The organism is Pseudomonas sp. DP-17, from assembly GCF_022380625.1.
GTDB classification, from domain to species: Bacteria; Pseudomonadota; Gammaproteobacteria; order Pseudomonadales; family Pseudomonadaceae; genus Pseudomonas; species Pseudomonas nitroreducens_A.
The window spans coordinates 233,688-249,619 of sequence record NZ_JAKSXG010000008.1 but is presented as its reverse complement, the minus strand read 5'-3'; the positions used below and the strand labels follow the sequence as shown (position 1 = coordinate 249,619).

Here is a 15,932-nt window from a genome sequence, read left to right as displayed (position 1 = left end):
CAACCCGCTTCCCTTGTCACGCTGCGCGGCCTGTTCCAGCTTGCCTGCCTCGGTCATGCGCTACTCCTCCATCGGTCGAATCCTCGGCGTGCTGCTGATGCTGTTCAGCGCCACGCACCTGCCGCCGCTGCTCGTGGACCTTCACTACGCCGAGCATTCCTGGCAACCCTTCGCCTCTTCGTTCCTGGTCACGCTGCTGACCGGCTTCGCCATCTGGTGGCCGTGCCGCCAGCACAAGCAGGACTTGCGCATCCGCGACGGCTACCTGGTGACGGCGCTGTTCTGGATCGTGCTGGGCTCGTTCGGCGCCTTGCCCTTCGCCCTGTCGGACGCGCCGCACATGGGCGTGGTCGACTCGCTGTTCGAATCCTTCTCCGGCCTGTCCACCACGGGTGCCACCGTGCTCACCGGGCTCGATACGCTGCCCCACGCGATCCTCTACTACCGCCAGCAGCTGCAATGGCTCGGCGGCATGGGCATCGTGGTGCTGGCGGTGGCAGTGATGCCGATGCTGGGCATCGGCGGCATGCAGCTGTACCGCGCGGAAATGCCCGGCCCGCTGAAGGAGCACAAGCTCTCGCCGCGTATCGCCGATACCGCCAAGACCCTGTGGTTCCTCTACTGCGGCCTGACCCTGGCCTGCGCGCTGGCCTACTGGGCGGCCGGCATGAGCCTGTTCGACGCGGTCGGCCACAGTTTCTCCACCATCGCCATCGGTGGCTTTTCCACCCATGACGCGAGCATCGGCTACTTCGACAGCCCGTTGATCGAGCTGATCTGCATGACCTTCCTGGTGATCTCCGGGATCAACTTCAGCCTGCACTTTCTTGCCTGGCGCCAGCGCAGCCTGCATCACTACCTGAAGGACACCGAGTGCCGGGCCTACCTGGGCATTCTGCTGGTGCTGTTCCTGATCACCGCGACGACACTGATCCTCAAGCACCACTATGACTCGCCGCTGCAGGCGATCCGCTACGCCGCGTTCATGGTGATCTCGGTGGCGACCACCACCGGCTTCGGTCTCGCCGACTTCAGCAGCTGGCCGACCCTGCTGCCCTATCTGCTGCTGTACAGCACCTTCATTGGCGCCTGCGCCGGCTCCACCGGCGGCGGCATGAAGGTGATGCGCATGTTGCTGGTGTACCGCCAGGGCATGCGCGAATTCCTGCGCCTGCTGCATCCCAACGGAGTATTCCTGGTGAAACTCGGGCGGCGCACCGTGCCCGACCGCGTGGTGGAATCGGTGTGGGCGTTCTTCTCGATCTACCTGCTGACCTTCGTCAGCCTGATGCTGGTGCTGCTGGCGTTGGGCGTGGACCAACTCACGGCGTTCTCCACGCTGGCCTCCTGCCTGAACAACCTCGGCCCCGCGCTGGGCGACGCAGCGGCGCACTACGGCAACCTGCCGGGCAGCGCCAAGCTGGTGCTGAGCCTGGCGATGGTGCTGGGGCGGCTGGAGGTGTTCTCCCTGCTGATCCTGCTGACGCCCGCCTTCTGGCGCGCATGAGGCACTGATCCTGGGGCAGAATGGCGACCTGCTGACGGAGGCTCGCCATGATCGATTCGCTGGAAAAAATGCTCGCCAAGGGCGTGGACAACCCGCTGCTGCGCTTCGGCCTGGGCAAGGGCTACCTGGACGCCGGCGATGCCGTGAAGGCGACCGAGCACCTGCGCCGCTGCGTGGAGCAGGACCCGAAGTACTCCGCCGCCTGGAAGCTGCTGGGCAAGGCGCTGCAGGCCCTGGGCGACCTGGACGGCGCGCGCGCCGCCTGGACCGACGGCCTCGCCGCCGCGCAAGCCCATGGCGACAAGCAGGCGGAGAAAGAGATGACGGTGTTCCTGCGCAAGCTGGACAAGGCAAAGGGCGCGTAAGCGCCCTGTTTATCGCCACTCACCGACCTTGAAGGTTACGTAGGAGCGGACTCCGTCCGCGATCGATTGCCGGCCGCTCCGAGCTGGCCGGAGGCACATCGCGGATGAATCCGCTCCTCCGAAGAGCCGCTACAGCACCTGCGCCGCCACCGCATCCACCGCCGCCCTGGCGATGCCGACGATCTCGTCCGCCTCGGCGCGGGTCAGCACCAGCGGCGGCGCGAAGCCGAGGATGTCGCCGTGGGGCATGGCGCGAGCGATCATGCCGCGCTCCAGGCAGGCCGCCGAAACCTTCGGGCCGACCTTCAGCGCGGGGTCGAATGGCGTGCGCGCCTCGCGGTCAGCCATGAACTCCAGCGCCGCCAGCATGCCGTCGCCGCGCACCTCGCCCACCAGCGGATGGCCCTCAAAGGTCTGGCGCAGCTGCTGATTGAGGTAGCCGCCAACTTCCGCCGCATTGGCGGTGATGTTTTCCCGTTCGAGGATGTTCAGGTTGGCCAGTGCCGCCGCCGCGCAAATCGGGTGGCCGGAGTAGGTCCAGCCGTGGCCCATGGCGCCCTCGCGGCTGGAGGCGCTGTCGATCACGTCCCAGACCCTCTCGCCGACTATTACTGCCGACAGGGGCGCGTAGGCGCTGGTCAGGCCCTTGGCGGTGGTGATCAGGTCCGGGCGCATGCCGTAACGCTGGCTGCCCATCTTGTCGCCCACGCGACCAAAGGCGCAGACCACCTCGTCGGCAATCAGCAGCACGTCGTATTTCGCCAGCACCGCCTGGATCGCCTCCCAGTAGCCCTTGGGCGGGACGATGATGCCGCCGGTGCCCATTACCGGTTCGCCGATGAAGGCCGCCACGCTGTCCGGACCTTCGGCGAGGATCAGGTTCTCCAGCTCCTGGGCGCAGTGGCGGACGAAGGTGGCTTCGTCCATGCCAGCCGGGGCCTTGTAGAAGTGCGGGCAGAGGGTGTGCTTGACGCCTTCCACCGGCAGGTCGAAATGCTGGTGGAAGCCCGCCAGACCCGTGAGGCTGCCGGTAACGATGCCCGAACCGTGGTAGCCGCGCTGGCGGGAGATGATCTTTTTCTTCTGCGGCCGGCCCAGCACGTTGTTGTAGTAGCGCACCAGCTTGACCTGGGTTTCGTTGGCGTCGGAGCCGGAGAGGCCGTAGTAGACCTTCTTCATGCCCGCCGGTGCCCAGTCGCGGATGATCCGCGCGGACAGCTCGATGATCGCCTCGGAGGAGTGGCCCACGTAGGTGTGGTAGTAGGCCAGCTGCGTGGCCTGTGCATGGATGGCGTCGGCGACTTCGGTGCGGCCGTAGCCGATGTTCACGCAGTAGAGGCCGGCAAAGGCATCGAGCAACTCGCGGCCCTGGTGGTCACGGATTCGCACGCCGGCGGCTCCGGTGATGATCCGCCCCGGCAGCGCGCCGCTGGCATGGTCGTGGGCGTGGGTCGAGGGGTGCATGAAATGTGCGCGGTCTTCCTCGAACAGCTTGGCGTAGTCGGTCATGGCGGTGGTCTCCCGGTCAGATGGCGCCGTGGTGCAGGGCGAAGTACTTGGTTTCGACGAAGGGCTCCAGGCCCTCGCTGCCGCCCTCGCGACCGAGGCCCGAAGCCTTCATGCCGCCGAAGGGAATGGGGTGGCCGGTGAACTTGGCGCCGTTGACCGCCACCATGGCGAACTCCAGGCGCCGCATCAGCGGCCAGATGTGATCCAGGCGTTGCCCACAAAGGTAGGCGGCCAGGCCGTACTCGGTGTCGTTGGCCAGCCGGACGGCTTCGTCCAGGTCGTCATAGGCGCTCACGCCGGCGATGGGGGCGAAGTTTTCCTCGCGCCAGATGCGCATCTGCGGCGTGACGTCGGCCAGTACGGTGGGCTGGTGGAACCAACCGCCCAGGGCATGCGGCTCGCCGCCGGCGAGCAGGCGCGCGCCCTGGGCGATGGCGTCCTGCACACGTTCACAGGTGACGTCGAACGCGCCCTGGTGCATCAGCGGACCGATCTGGCTGCGTGAATCGCTGGCCGGGCCGACGCGCAGCTCACGCACCGCGCGAGCAAAATGCCGCAGGAAGGGTTCGTAGAGCTCACGGGCGACCAGGATGCGGTTGGCCGCGCAGCAGTCCTGCCCGGAGGTCTGGAACTTGGCGTCGATGGCGAACTGCACCGCCTGCTCCAGATCGGCGTCGGGCAGGACGATGAAGGGCGCGTTGCCGCCCAGCTCCAGGGCAACTTTCTTCACATCCCGAGCGGCGGCCTGCAGTACCAGCTTGCCCACGCGGGTCGAGCCGGTAAAGCTCACGGCGCGCACGCGGCTATCGCTGACCAGGGTTTCCATGGCCATCTGCGGCTCGCCCAGCACGACGTTGAAGACACCGGCGGGGAAGCCGGCTTCTTCCGCCAGTTGCGCCAGGGCGAAGGCGGAGTAGGGCGTCTCGTGGGCCGGTTTGACCACCACGCTGCAACCGGCGGCCAGGGCGGCAGCGGCCTTGCGGGTGATCATCGCCGAAGGGAAGTTCCACGGTGTCAGCAGGGCGGCGACGCCGACCGGCTCAACCACCGTACCCAGGTGCGCGCCGGGGATGTGGCTGGGGATGTTGCGGCCGTTCAGCCGCCGCGCCTCCTCGGCGAACCAGGGAATGAAGCTGGCGGCATAGTCGATCTCGCCGAGGGCCTCGGCCAGTGGCTTGCCCTGTTCCAGGCTGAGGATCTGTGCCAGGTCCTCGCGGTGCTGGCGAATCAGATCGGCCCAGCGGCGCAACAGCGCGCCCCGGTCATCCAGGCTGCGCGCGCGCCAGGCAGGGAAGGCGGCAGCGGCGGCGTCGATGGCACTCACGATCTGCTCGCGGTCGAGCAGCGGCACGTGGCCGATGGCTTCGCGGGTGGCGGGGTTGTCGACGGCGATGCTGGTGCCGCTGGCGCTGTGCAGCCAGTGGCCATTCACATAGCAGAGCGACTTGAACAGCAGCGGATGGGCAAAGGACATGGCGGCAGCTCCCGGTCGGTTGGCATGGAGACCATGCTAGGGGCCAGGAGCGCGCGTTTTTTTCCTAAGCGGGGGATGGCGGCGGCAAATCTTTTCGCAGTTATGCCGCCGCTGTTGGGCTTTTTCCGGTGGCGTCAGACGACGGCGGGCTGGCGACGCAGGTTGCGGGTGATGGCGCTGAGGAGCATGCCGTAGAGCGGCACGAAGAGCATCAGCATGACCGCCAGCTTCACGCCGTAGTCGACCCAGGCGATTTCCACCCAGTGCTCGGCCATGAAGGCGTTGTCGCTGTGCCAGAAGGCGATGGAGAAGAAGGTGAAGGTGTCCAGCAGGTTGCCGAACAGGGTCGAGACCACCGGGGCGATCCACCACTGGCGCATGCGCCGCAGGCGGTCGAAGACCTGGATGTCGAGGATCTGGCCGAACACGTAGGCGAGGAAGCTGGCCAGGGAAATCCGCGCGACGAAGGTGTTGAATTCGCCCAGGGAAGCGAAGCCTCGGAAGGCGCCTTCCTGGAAGATCACCGAGATCACGTAGGAAGCCAGCAGCGCGGGGATCATCACCCGCGCGATGACCAGCCGCGCCGGGCGCTTGCCGAGCAGGCGGACGGTGAGGTCGGTGGCCAGGAAGATGAACGGGAAGCTGAACGCGCCCCAGGTGGTGTGCCAGCCGAACAGGGTCATTGGCAGCTGCACCAGGTAGTTGCTGGCGATGATGATCAGGATGTGGAACGCGACAAGGCCGGCGAGTGCGCCGCGCCGTGCCGCCGGAAGGGATGCCGACATGCTCAGGGCCTTTTTCGTCGATGGGGTGAGGGAACCCATGCCCGGCACCCTGCCGAGCGGCGCACAGTGTATACGAATCGGACCTGGAAGTCAGGATTTGTTGAGCGATTTTTGTGCAGCGTCGACGTTTGCATATTCGTAGGAGCGGACTCCGTCCGCGATCGGCCCCGCATCGCGCCGGAAATCATCGCGGACGGAGTCCGCTCCTACGCACAGCCCTACACCGGCGCAAATCAGGAGCTCGCTCCTACAAAGAAGGCACGTTGTAGGGCGCATAACCCGCCAGCGTTATCCGCCACAAGGGCAACGGCGGATAACCTGTTCCAGGTTATTCGCCCTACGCAGAGCCCACTTCCAGCGCCTCGGCGGGGATTGCCGCCTCCTGCGTCTTGATCACCTTGGTGACGATGTAGGTGAAGTACCGCTCGATGCCCACGTCCTCCAGCAGCAGTTGGTCGATGAAGCGCTGGTAGTGGTCGATGTCGCGCGCCTGGATCATCGCGATGTAGTCGACCCCGCCGCCGGTGGCGTAGCAGAAGCCCACCTCCGGCGCCTGCTGCAGGCGCTGCTCAAAGCGCTTCATGTCCTGCGCGGTGTGGCGCGCGAGGGTAATTTCCACCAGTACCTGCTGCTGCCTGAACAGCGCCGGCCAGTCGATCAGCGCGCGATAGCCCTTGATCAGCCCGGCCTCCTCCAGCTTGCGCACGCGCTCCCAGGCCGGGCTGACCGAGAGGTTGATCGCCTCGGCCAGGCTCGACTTGGTGATGCGCCCGTCGCCGGCGAGGATGCGCAGGATCTTCAGGTCATAGCGGTCGAGCTTGATCATGACGGGCTCCCGTTCAGTCCAGTACCTCGGCGACCACGGCGAGGGTGTCGCCGCTCTGCACCAGGCCCGGGAAGTGCCGCGCGGCGAGGATGCCGCTGCGCCTGGCTCGGTACTCCACCGGTGCGGCGCCGGTGCGCAGCACATCATGCACCCGCGCCAGCACTTCGCCGCGTTCGACCTTATCGCCCAGGTCACGGCACATCTCCAGCAGGCCACCATGCTGGCTGGCGACGAAGCAGTCGCCATCGGGCATGTCGAGCATCACTGACTCCGCCGGCTCCACTTTGCCGTGCAGGATGCCGGCCTGCACCAGCACGTTGCGCACGCCGCGCCGGGCGATGGCCACGCTGCGCGCGCTGCTGCTGCCACCGCCACCCAGTTCGGTGGTGACGAACAGCTTGCCCTGCTCCTCGGCCGCCGTGTCGTACATGCCCACCGCATCCAGCTCCAGCATGCGCATGGAATAGGGCGCGGCAAAGGCCCGCATCAGCGCCTCGCTGGCTTCCTGCTGGGCCTTGTCCGGCAGCACGTGGCAGGCCGCGAAGGGCAGGAAATCCAGCGTCCGGCCGCCAGAGTGGATATCCAGCACCACGTCCGCCAGCGGCAGCAGGGTGCGCTGGAAGTAGTCGGCGATCTTCTGCGTCACCGTGCCGTCGGGACGGCCGGGGAAGCTGCGGTTGAGGTTGCCGGAATCGATGGGCGAGGTGCGCTTGCCGGCGAGGAACGCCGGGGTGTTCATGAACGGCACGATGATCACCCGGCCGCGCACCTCTTCGGCGCGCAGTTCCTGGGCCAGGCGGCTGAGCGCCACCGGGCCTTCGTACTCGTCGCCGTGGTTGCCGCCGGTGAGCAGCGCGGTGGGGCCGTTGCCGTTCTTCACTACGCACACCGGGATCATCACCGCGCCCCAGGCCGAGTCGTCGCGCGAGTAGGGCAGCTTGAGGTGGCCGTGCTGCACGCCGTCACGCTGGAAATCGACGCTGGCGGAGATGGGGTTCTCGCGAAGCGGCATGTCGAGAGCTTGGGTCATTGCCTCACTCCTTCACGAACAGCTGGCGCGGGTAGTCGCAGAAGGTCTCCACGCCGCGCTCGGTGATGAGGATGCTTTCGGTAATCTCCAGCCCCCAGTCGTCCATCCACAGCCCGGGCATGAAGTGGAAGGTCATGCCCGGTTCGAGCACGCTGGTGTCGCTCGGGCGCAGGCTCATGGTGCGTTCGCCCCAGTCCGGCGGGTAGCTGATGCCGATGGGGTAGCCGCAGCGGCTGTCCTTGTGAATGCCGAATTTCTCCAGCACGCGGAAGAAGGCGCGGGCGATGTCGCCGGTGGTGTTGCCGGGTTTGGCCGCATCCAGCCCGGCGGCGATGCCTTCGACCACGGCCTTCTCCGCGTCGAGGAAGTGCTGCGGCGGCTTGCCGAGGAACACAGTGCGCGACAGCGGACAGTGGTAGCGCTTGTAGCAGCCGGCAATCTCGAAGAAGGTGCCGGCGCCACGCTCGAACGGCGCGTCGTCCCAGGTCAGGTGCGGCGCGCTGGCATCGGCGCCGGTGGGCAGCAACGGGACGATGGCCGGGTAGTCGCCGCCGTGGCCGTCGACGCCGAGGATGCCGGCACTGTAGATATCCGCCACCAGCTCGTTCTTGCGCATGCCCGGTTCGATGCACTCGACGATGTGCGCATGCATCCTTTCGACGATACGCGCGGCGACGCGCATGTACTCGATCTCGCGCGGGGACTTCACCGCGCGCTGCCAGTTCACCAGCGCGGTGGCGTCGACGAATTTCGCGTTCGGCAGGTTCGCCTGCAGCGAGCGGAAGGCGGCGGCGCTGAAGTAGTAGTTGTCCATCTCAACGCCGATGGCCCGGTCCGCCCAGCCGCGCGCGGCTATGACCTCGCGGGACAGGTAGTCCATCGGGTGGCGCTCGGTGGATTGCACGTAGTGGTCGGGGTAGCCGACGATGTTGTCCGCCTGCATGAACACCGTGCGCCGCGCGCCGTTGGCGTCCTGGCCGCGGCCGAACCAGACCGGCTCGCCGTCCAGCGCCAGCAGCACGCACTGGTGCACGTAGAACGACCAGCCGTCGTAGCCGGTGAGCCAGGCCATGTTCGACGGGTCGGTGACCAGCAGCAGTTCGATGCCACGCTCCTGCATGCTGGCGCGGACCCTGGCGATCCGCTGGGCATATTCCTCCCGGTTGAAGGGGAGGTTGACGACGATTTCGGACATGCGGAAATCCTCTCTCGGGTTTTCTTGTTCTGGAACGCAGATGCCTTCGGTGAACCCGTAGGATGGGTGGAGCTTGCGATACCCATCAGCAGTGCTCGACAACCATTGATGGGTATCGCTTCGCTCCACGCCCTCCTACGAATGGTGTTTTCCTGCACCGCCGGTGGCCGGCGATGGCGTGCTACCTCAGCTGTGGAACTTGAATCCCTTGCCCATCCGCTGTGCCCGCTGGAAGGCCAGGCCGGCGATGGCGGTGTCCTGCGCGCCGGTGCCGGTGAGGTCGCAGAGGGTGATGTCTTCGGCGCGGCGGCGGCCCTCCAGCTGCCCGGCGATGACCTGGCCCAACTCGGCGAAGTCGGCATCCTGGCCGACGGCACCGGCCTCCAGCGCATGGCGCAATTCGCCCAACACGCGGGTCTGGCTGAGGCGGTCGGCAACGTAGCTGTCCACCGCCGCCAGGGCTTCGGCGGCGATCTCGTTCTTGTGCTCGGCATCCGAGCCCATGGCAGTGATATGCAGGCCGGGGCGCAGGTGATGTCTGCGGATCAGCGGCTCACGGCTGGGTGTGGTGGTGATGGCGATGTCGGCGCCCTCCAGCGCTTCGTCGATGCTGGTGCAGGCGCTGACGGCAATGCCCAGGCTGGTGCTCAGTTCTGCCGCACACTGGCGCGCCTTCGCGATATCCCGCGCCCAGACGCTGGCCGCCTCGATGGGCCGCACCAGGCACAGCGCCTTGAGCTGCAGCCGCGCCTGTTCGCCGGCGCCGAGCAGCGCAACCTGCCGCGAGTCCTCGCGCGACAGCCATCTGGCCGCCACCGCGCCGGCACAGGCGGTGCGCACGGCGGTGAGGTAGCCGTTGTCCAGCAGCAGCGCATCAAGCAGGCCGGTGCGCGAGGAGAGCAGCATCATCATGCCGTTGAGACTGGGCAGGCCGAGCTTGGGGTTGTCGAAGAAGCCGGGGCTGACCTTGATGGCGAAGCGCGGCAGGCCGGGCAGGTAGGCGGTCTTCACGTCCACTTCGCCGTTGTGCTCAGGCACGTCCAGGCGAAGGATCGGCGGCATCGCCACCGGCGCGGTGGCGAGCAGGCGGAAGGCCTGTTCGACCGCGTCGAGGCTCTCCCGGTCTATCGCCACGCAGGCGCGCAGGTCGGCTTCGCTGAGCAGGGTGACGTCAGCCATGGGCGGTTTCCTCGAGGAGTTGCTGGTGTTGTTCGATGGCGATGTTGCGGCCGCTGACGATCACCACCACCGGGCCGACCGGGGCGATCAGGCCGTCCAGCAGCGCGGCGATGCCGACCGCGGCGGCGCCTTCCACCACCTGCCGTTCCTCGCGGTAGGCGTGGCGGATTCCGGCGGCAATGGAGTCTTCGTCCAGCAGGTGCAGCTGGTCGCAGTAGTCGCGGGCCAGGGCGAAGGTGTGGCGGTTGGCAAGGCCGATGCCACCGCCGAGGGAGTCGGCCAGGGTCGGCAGTTCTTCCACTTCCACCGGGTGCCCGGCAGCGAGGCTGGCGGCCATGGCGGCGCCACGGCGCATGCTGATGCCGTGCACGCGGATGTTCGGATCGGCGTGCTTGAGCGCCAGGGCCACGCCGCCGAACAGGCCGCCGCCGGACAGCGGTATCAGCACCTGGCGCACGTCCGGCAGCTGTTCGAGGATTTCCAGGCCGAGGGTGCCCTGGCCCGCGATGATCTGCGGGTGGTCGAAGGGCGGCAGCAGCGCCGCACCGTGGGCGCGGGCGATGCGTTCGGCTTCGGCCTGGGCATCGTCCTGGCTATTGCCGACGATGCGCACTTCGGCGCCGAGTGCGCGGATCCCCTGGACCTTGTTCGCCGGCACCAACTGCGACAGGCAGATGGTCGCCGGCACGCCGAGTACACGGGCGGCATGGGCCAGCGCCCGGCCATGGTTGCCGGTGGAGGCGGCGACCACGCCCCTGGTCTTCTGCTCATCACTGAGCTGGGCAATCGCATTGCTCGCGCCGCGCAGCTTGAAGCTGCCGGTGATCTGTTGCGATTCGAGCTTGAGGTACACCGGCGCACCGAGCAGGCGCGACAGGCTGGCCGAGTGCTCCAGTGGTGTCTGTCGCACCAGGCCCTGGATGCGCTGGCGTGCGCGGTACAGCTCGACGAGGGGAATCGGCTCCATCTCGGCCTCCGGGTTGCAGTTGGGACCGAGTGTAGGGGCGGGGAATTGTCGCGATGAATGTACTAGGACGATGTCATTCGGGAAGGGTCCGCTCCTACGGTAAAGCTGAGTGCAGACCGTAGGGCGGATAACCTGGAACAGGTTATCCGCCGTTCACCATGCGGCGGATAACGCTGGCGCGTCAGAAGTCGTGAATCTTCGGGTACTGCCCGAACAGTTCGCACATGTTTTCCAATGCAGAGGCCATGCGCTCGTCACTGCACTCCGCCCCCATGCACAGGCGTATCGCATTCGGGCGGGGCGTGCCGCGCACCATGAAGGGATCGGGCGGCGTCACGGCGATGTGCCGGTGGCGCAGCTCGCGCACCAGGCTGTCCAGCTCCCAGTGCTCGGGAATGCCGATCCAGGCGCTCAAGGAATGCGGATCGCAGCCGCGCAGGTGCTCGCCCAGAAACTCGCGCACCAGGTTCTGGCGCTTTTCCAGCACGCGACGTTGCAAACCGATCAGCGTCTGGGCGTTGCCGTTGTGGATCCAACGGCACGCCACCTCCGCCAGCAACGGCGTGGCCATCCAGCTGTTCACCCGCAGGATGCTTTCGGTACGCAGCGCCAGGCGGCGCGGCATGGCCAGGTAACCGATGCGCAGGCCGGTGAGCACGCTCTTGGTGAAGCTGGTGCAGTAGAACGACAGGTCCGGCAGGTAATGGCTGAGCGGTGGCGGGCGGCGCTCGCCGAGCAGCGGGCCGTAGACGTCGTCCTCGATCACATGCACGCCGTAACGCTGGGCGATGGCGGCGATCTCGCGGCGGCGCGTGTCGGGCATCAGGCAGGAAGTCGGGTTGTTCAGGTTGGGCGTGCACACCAGCGCGGTAATGCGCTCGTTGGCGCAGAGGTCCTCGAAGTGCTCCGGGTCGATGCCTTCCTTGTCGATTTCAACGCCCTTGAGGGTGAAGCCGAGCACCTGGGAATTGCCGATCACGCCGTGGTCGGTGAGCTGTTCGCAGAGCACCACGTCATCCGGCCCGGCGAGAGAGGCGAGAGCAAGGAAGATGCCGTGGGCCGCGCCATTGGTGATCAGCACATCGTCGCGCTCGCGCTTGAGGCCCAGCTGCGCCAGCCATTTCACGCCGGCGTCGCGGTGCGCGTCGAAGCCGGCCACCGGGCGGCAGGCGCGCATCCACGGCTGGTCTGTCTCCTGCGCCAGCTCGCGGCAGCTGTCCTGCCACAGGCGGTCGTGCTCGCGGCTGTGGACGATGCTGGCAATGGAGAAGTCCACCAGCGCGCGCTCGGGGTGGTCGACCATGTAGTGGGCCATGCCCTCGGTCATCCGCCGCGAAACGAAGCTGCCGCGACCGACCTCGCAACGCACCAGGCCCTGGCGTTCCAGTTCCTTGTAGGCGTTGGTCACGGTCTGCACGCTGATCGCCAGGCCATCGGCCACGTGGCGCTGCGGCGGCAGGCGCTGGCCGTCGCTCAGGCGGCCCTGCTCGATGTCTCCGGCAATGGCCTGCACGAGGGTCTTGTACTTGGATTCGCCGGCCCGCAGGTCGGCCAGGGCGCGACGCCAGGCTTCCATCTTCAGCGCTCCGTCTGGTCAGGCGTCCAGAGTGACGGACCGGCACACCGGCGGCAATTGTCCTAGTGCAATGTCGGCACTTCGACCCCTTTTGTATCCTCGGGTGCAGGACACCGAACCGCATTGTCAGGCCCGCGCAGAAAAAACCTTCGGCTGCGTTCATCGCGACGGTGGCTTTTTCCCGCCGCGGGGTTGTCGATCAGGAACAGCCGCAAGGCCCGTCGACTTAGTCTGGCGTCCAGCTGGTGTTTCCCGCCGGCGAGAGAACTTCGGAAGGCCCTACCGGGGCCCGACCTACAAGAACAACAGTCGTACGACATTGCTACCTGCCATCCATCGCCGCGCGCCCACCGCGTTCGGCAAGCGAAGATCAGGAGATCCGAAGATGAGTACCGCCCCTGTTTTCCTGCGCCGCCTGAGCCTTGCCTGCACCCTCGCCGCCTGCGCGCTGGCCAGTGCCGGCAGTTACGCCGAGACCTCCCTTGAGCGCATCAAGAGCACCGGCACGGTGCGCATCGGCTACGCCAACGAAGCGCCGTTCGCCTACACCGAGACCTCCGGCAGAGTCACCGGTGAGTCCCCGGAAATCGCCACGCAGATCTTCACGAAAATGGGTGTGAAGAAGATCGAGCCGGTGCTGACCGAATGGGGCGCACTGATCCCCGGCCTGCGCGCCGGGCGCTTCGATGTGATTGCCGCCGGCATGTACATCACCCCGCCGCGTTGCCAGCAGGTGATCTTCACCGACCCGCACTACCAGATTCCCGATTCGCTGCTGGTGAAGAAGGGCAACCCGAAGAACCTGCACAGCTACGCCGACGTGAAGAACAATCCGGACGTGAAGCTGGCGATCATGTCCGGCACCGCCGAGCTGGGTTATGCCCGCGCCGAGGGTGTGGCGGAAGAGCAGATCGTCCAGGTGCCCGACACCACCGCCCAGTTGCAAGCCGTTCGCGCCGGCCGCGCCGACGCCAGCGTCGGCACTGCGCTGACCATGAAGGGCCTCGCGGCGAAGGGCGGCGATTCGGTGGAAGCCATCACCGACTTCAAGGACGACCCTTCGCACATCGGCTACGGCGCCCTGGCCTTCCGCCCCGAGGACAAGGACCTGCGCGATGCCGTCAATGCGCAGCTCAAGCAGTGGCTGGGCAGCGCCGAGCACCTGGCGACGGTCAAGCCGTTCGGCTTCGACAAGTCCAACGTCACCGACAAGACCGCCACCGAGCTCTGCAAACAGTGACCGGACGGGGCGCGTCGCTGGCATGGCGCGCGCCTGCCCGGCCGTTTGGTTGAACCTGTCACAACGGGATACGCACCATGGGTGAATTACTTCCTCTGCTGCTGGAGGGCGCCTGGATCACCGTCCAGGTGACCGTCTTCGGCTCCCTGCTGGCGGTTGCAGCCGCCATCATCGCCGCGCTCGGGCGCCTCTCGCCGTGGCCGGCGGTGCGCTGGGTATCCATCGCCTACATCGAGCTGTTCCGCGGCACCTCGCTACTGGTGCAGCTGTTCTGGCTGTACTTCGTGCTGCCGCTGCCACCCTTCAATCTGGAGATGAGCGCCTACAGCGTGGCGATCATCGGCCTGGGCCTGCACATCGGCGCCTATGGCGCCGAGGTGATGCGCGGCGCCATAGGCTCGGTGCCCAAGGGGCAGTACGAAGCCGCGCTGGCGTTGAACATGACGCCCTTCACGCGCTTTCGCCGGATCATCCTGCCGCAGGCGCTGCTGTGCGCGATTCCGCCGGGCACCAACCTGTTGATCGAGCTGCTGAAGAACACCTCGCTGGTGTCGCTGATCACCCTCTCGGACCTGACCTTCCGCGCCCGCCAGCTGGACCAGGCGACCTTCGAGACCATGAAGATCTTCCTGCTCACCCTGGTGCTGTACTTCGTCATGGCCCAGGTCATCGTCTTCCTCATGCGCCGCCTCGAACGCTGGCTGGGGCACGGCCGAATCCGCGGAGGCCTGTAATGAAGCTTTTCGACTGGGACTTCGCCTGGCAGATTCTCCCGCAGTTGCTGCACGCCTCGCTGCGCACCATCGCCATCACCCTGGTGGGCTTTGCCCTGGCGGTCGTGTTCGGCTTGCTGTTCGCCATCGCCCGGCGCAGCCGGCACATCTGGCTGTCGTGGCCGGCGGCCTGGCTGATCGAGTTCATCCGCAGCACGCCGCTGCTGATCCAGGTGTACTTCCTGTTCTACGTCCTGCCGACCTACGGCCTGAGCATGACCGCCCTGGTGGCCGGCACCCTCGGCATCGCCCTGCACTACGCCTGCTACACCGCCGAGGTGTACCGCGCCGGGCTCGAAGCGGTGCCGCGCGGGCAGTGGGAGGCGGTCACCGCGCTGAACTTCTCGCCCCTCAAGGCCTACCGCGAAGTGATCCTGCCCCAGGCCATCCGCCCGGTGCTGCCGGCACTGGGCAACTACCTGATCGCCATGTTCAAGGACACCCCGGTGCTCTCCGCGATCACCGTGGTTGAAATCATGCAGCAGGCGAAGAACATCGGCTCCGACAGCTTCCGCTACCTGGAGCCCATCACCCTGGTCGGTGTGTTCTTCCTGCTCATCTCCCTCGGCCTGGCGGGTGTCGTGCGCCAGGTGGAAAAACGTACGGCGCTGCCATGACTGACTCTTCTGGAGGTACTCCGATGTCCGTTCACTCCCTACAGGCCGCTCCCCGCATGACCAGCCAGGATGCCCCGGCCGCGCGCGCCGAGACGGCCCAGCCGATGGTCAGCTTCCGCAACGTGTGCAAGAGCTATGGCAGCTTCAGCGTGCTCAAGGACCTCAACCTGGAAGTCGGCGCCAACGAGAAGGTCGCCATCATCGGCCCCAGCGGTTCCGGCAAGTCCACCCTGTTGCGTGCGCTGATGACCCTGGAGACCATCGACAGCGGCCTGATCGAGGTCGATGGCGAGCCGCTCACCCACCTCAAGCGCAACGACACCCTGGTACGCGCGCCGGAGAGCCACGTGCGCAAGGTGCGCAGCAAGATCGGCATGGTCTTCCAGAGCTTCAACCTGTTCCCGCACATGAGTGCGCTGCGAAACGTGATGGAGGCGCCAGTGCAGGTGCTCGGCATGCGCCGTGACGAAGCCAGCGAGCGTGCGGTGGAGTTGCTGGAAATGGTCGGACTGGGCAACAAGCTCGACCATTACCCGTCACAGCTCTCCGGCGGCCAGCAGCAGCGCGTGGCCATCGCCCGGGCGCTGGCGATGCGGCCCAAGGTGATGCTGTTCGACGAGGTGACCTCGGCGTTGGACCCGGAGCTGTGCGGCGAGGTGCTCAACGTGGTGCGCAAGCTGGGCGCCGAGCACAACCTGACCATGCTCATGGTTACCCACCAGATGGGCTTCGCCCGGGAGTTCGCAGACCGGGTCTGCTTCTTCCACCAGGGCAGCATCCTGGAGCAGGGCAGCCCGCAGCAGTTCTTCGGCCATCCGCAGCATGAACGGACGCGGGCCTTCCTGAGTGCGGTGAACGAGGCGAACTGATAACGCGGGGGCTTTGCCTT

The 15,932-nt window shown here is 66.7% G+C and carries 15 protein-coding genes; 6 read left to right on the top strand and 9 right to left on the bottom strand.

What is annotated here, in order from left to right; all coding sequences use genetic code 11:
* The first annotated feature begins 55 nt into the window (after positions 1 to 55).
* Both MJ122_RS14080 and MJ122_RS14075 read left to right on the top strand, forming a co-directional pair.
* Complete coding sequence (locus MJ122_RS14080; RefSeq protein ID WP_088420625.1) at positions 56 to 1,507, top strand: TrkH family potassium uptake protein; 1,452 nt, start codon at positions 56 to 58, stop codon at positions 1,505 to 1,507.
* Between the two features lie 47 nt (positions 1,508 to 1,554).
* Positions 1,555 to 1,872 carry a tetratricopeptide repeat protein gene (locus MJ122_RS14075; protein ID WP_088420627.1) on the top strand — a complete coding sequence of 106 codons (318 nt, stop codon included), beginning with the start codon at positions 1,555 to 1,557 and terminating at the stop codon, positions 1,870 to 1,872.
* 129 nt (positions 1,873 to 2,001) lie between these two features.
* On the opposite strand, the gene MJ122_RS14070 is transcribed toward MJ122_RS14075, so the two are convergent.
* From MJ122_RS14070 to MJ122_RS14030, 9 genes are all read right to left on the bottom strand, one after another.
* Positions 2,002 to 3,381, bottom strand: coding sequence for an aspartate aminotransferase family protein (locus tag MJ122_RS14070; protein WP_239744578.1), 1,380 nt, complete (start codon positions 3,379 to 3,381; stop codon positions 2,002 to 2,004).
* A 16-nt stretch (positions 3,382 to 3,397) separates the two neighbouring features.
* On the bottom strand, positions 3,398 to 4,855 hold the full coding sequence (locus MJ122_RS14065; protein WP_239744577.1) for an NAD-dependent succinate-semialdehyde dehydrogenase: 1,458 nt from the start codon (positions 4,853 to 4,855) through the stop codon (positions 3,398 to 3,400).
* A gap of 134 nt (positions 4,856 to 4,989) precedes the next feature.
* Complete coding sequence (locus tag MJ122_RS14060) at positions 4,990 to 5,640, bottom strand: 7-cyano-7-deazaguanine/7-aminomethyl-7-deazaguanine transporter (protein WP_088420633.1); 651 nt, start codon at positions 5,638 to 5,640, stop codon at positions 4,990 to 4,992.
* 337 nt (positions 5,641 to 5,977) lie between these two features.
* Positions 5,978 to 6,466: an Lrp/AsnC family transcriptional regulator gene (locus tag MJ122_RS14055; protein ID WP_239744576.1), complete on the bottom strand. Its 489-nt coding sequence runs from the start codon at positions 6,464 to 6,466 to the stop codon at positions 5,978 to 5,980.
* Positions 6,467 to 6,479: 13 nt separating this feature from the next.
* Positions 6,480 to 7,496, bottom strand: coding sequence for a N(2)-acetyl-L-2,4-diaminobutanoate deacetylase DoeB (gene doeB, locus MJ122_RS14050; protein WP_239744575.1), 1,017 nt, complete (start codon positions 7,494 to 7,496; stop codon positions 6,480 to 6,482).
* A gap of 4 nt (positions 7,497 to 7,500) precedes the next feature.
* Positions 7,501 to 8,691, bottom strand: a complete 1,191-nt coding sequence (gene doeA, locus MJ122_RS14045) for an ectoine hydrolase DoeA (RefSeq protein ID WP_239744574.1) — start codon at positions 8,689 to 8,691, stop codon at positions 7,501 to 7,503.
* A gap of 186 nt (positions 8,692 to 8,877) precedes the next feature.
* Entirely contained in the window at positions 8,878 to 9,870 is a 993-nt protein-coding gene (eutC, locus tag MJ122_RS14040; RefSeq protein WP_239744573.1) for an ectoine utilization protein EutC, read from the bottom strand.
* Entirely contained in the window at positions 9,863 to 10,837 is a 975-nt protein-coding gene (gene eutB / locus MJ122_RS14035) for a hydroxyectoine utilization dehydratase EutB (protein ID WP_239744572.1), read from the bottom strand. The genes eutC and eutB overlap by 8 nt, the downstream gene beginning before the upstream one ends.
* Positions 10,838 to 11,018: 181 nt before the next feature.
* The gene (locus tag MJ122_RS14030) at positions 11,019 to 12,413 is read right to left on the bottom strand and encodes a PLP-dependent aminotransferase family protein (protein WP_239744571.1); all 1,395 of its coding nucleotides are present in this window, start codon (positions 12,411 to 12,413) and stop codon (positions 11,019 to 11,021) included.
* 385 nt (positions 12,414 to 12,798) lie between these two features.
* On the opposite strand from MJ122_RS14030, the gene ehuB reads away from it, so the two are divergent.
* From ehuB to ehuA, 4 genes are all read left to right on the top strand, one after another.
* The gene (gene ehuB, locus MJ122_RS14025) at positions 12,799 to 13,653 is read left to right on the top strand and encodes an ectoine/hydroxyectoine ABC transporter substrate-binding protein EhuB (protein WP_239744570.1); all 855 of its coding nucleotides are present in this window, start codon (positions 12,799 to 12,801) and stop codon (positions 13,651 to 13,653) included.
* A gap of 77 nt (positions 13,654 to 13,730) precedes the next feature.
* Positions 13,731 to 14,387, top strand: coding sequence for an ectoine/hydroxyectoine ABC transporter permease subunit EhuC (gene ehuC, locus MJ122_RS14020; protein ID WP_239744569.1), 657 nt, complete (start codon positions 13,731 to 13,733; stop codon positions 14,385 to 14,387).
* Entirely contained in the window at positions 14,387 to 15,043 is a 657-nt protein-coding gene (ehuD, locus tag MJ122_RS14015) for an ectoine/hydroxyectoine ABC transporter permease subunit EhuD (protein ID WP_088420651.1), read from the top strand. The genes ehuC and ehuD overlap by 1 nt, the downstream gene beginning before the upstream one ends.
* A gap of 56 nt (positions 15,044 to 15,099) precedes the next feature.
* A complete protein-coding gene (gene ehuA / locus MJ122_RS14010; protein ID WP_275590697.1) occupies positions 15,100 to 15,912 on the top strand; it encodes an ectoine/hydroxyectoine ABC transporter ATP-binding protein EhuA in 813 nt (270 codons plus the stop codon).
* Positions 15,913 to 15,932 lie beyond the last annotated feature (20 nt).

Bases quoted from the DNA above. Each gene is read 5' to 3' on its own strand.
- MJ122_RS14080 (WP_088420625.1), top strand. From the start codon at position 56: ATGCGCTACTCCTCCATCGGTCGAATCCTCGGCGTGCTGCTGATGCTG.
- MJ122_RS14075 (WP_088420627.1), top strand. From the start codon at position 1,555: ATGATCGATTCGCTGGAAAAAATGCTCGCCAAGGGCGTGGACAACCCG.
- MJ122_RS14070 (WP_239744578.1), bottom strand. From the start codon at position 3,381: ATGACCGACTACGCCAAGCTGTTCGAGGAAGACCGCGCACATTTCATG.
- MJ122_RS14065 (WP_239744577.1), bottom strand. From the start codon at position 4,855: ATGTCCTTTGCCCATCCGCTGCTGTTCAAGTCGCTCTGCTATGTGAAT.
- MJ122_RS14060 (WP_088420633.1), bottom strand. From the start codon at position 5,640: ATGTCGGCATCCCTTCCGGCGGCACGGCGCGGCGCACTCGCCGGCCTT.
- MJ122_RS14055 (WP_239744576.1), bottom strand. From the start codon at position 6,466: ATGATCAAGCTCGACCGCTATGACCTGAAGATCCTGCGCATCCTCGCC.
- doeB (WP_239744575.1), bottom strand. From the start codon at position 7,496: ATGACCCAAGCTCTCGACATGCCGCTTCGCGAGAACCCCATCTCCGCC.
- doeA (WP_239744574.1), bottom strand. From the start codon at position 8,691: ATGTCCGAAATCGTCGTCAACCTCCCCTTCAACCGGGAGGAATATGCC.
- eutC (WP_239744573.1), bottom strand. From the start codon at position 9,870: ATGGCTGACGTCACCCTGCTCAGCGAAGCCGACCTGCGCGCCTGCGTG.
- eutB (WP_239744572.1), bottom strand. From the start codon at position 10,837: ATGGAGCCGATTCCCCTCGTCGAGCTGTACCGCGCACGCCAGCGCATC.
- MJ122_RS14030 (WP_239744571.1), bottom strand. From the start codon at position 12,413: ATGGAAGCCTGGCGTCGCGCCCTGGCCGACCTGCGGGCCGGCGAATCC.
- ehuB (WP_239744570.1), top strand. From the start codon at position 12,799: ATGAGTACCGCCCCTGTTTTCCTGCGCCGCCTGAGCCTTGCCTGCACC.
- ehuC (WP_239744569.1), top strand. From the start codon at position 13,731: ATGGGTGAATTACTTCCTCTGCTGCTGGAGGGCGCCTGGATCACCGTC.
- ehuD (WP_088420651.1), top strand. From the start codon at position 14,387: ATGAAGCTTTTCGACTGGGACTTCGCCTGGCAGATTCTCCCGCAGTTG.
- ehuA (WP_275590697.1), top strand. From the start codon at position 15,100: ATGACCAGCCAGGATGCCCCGGCCGCGCGCGCCGAGACGGCCCAGCCG.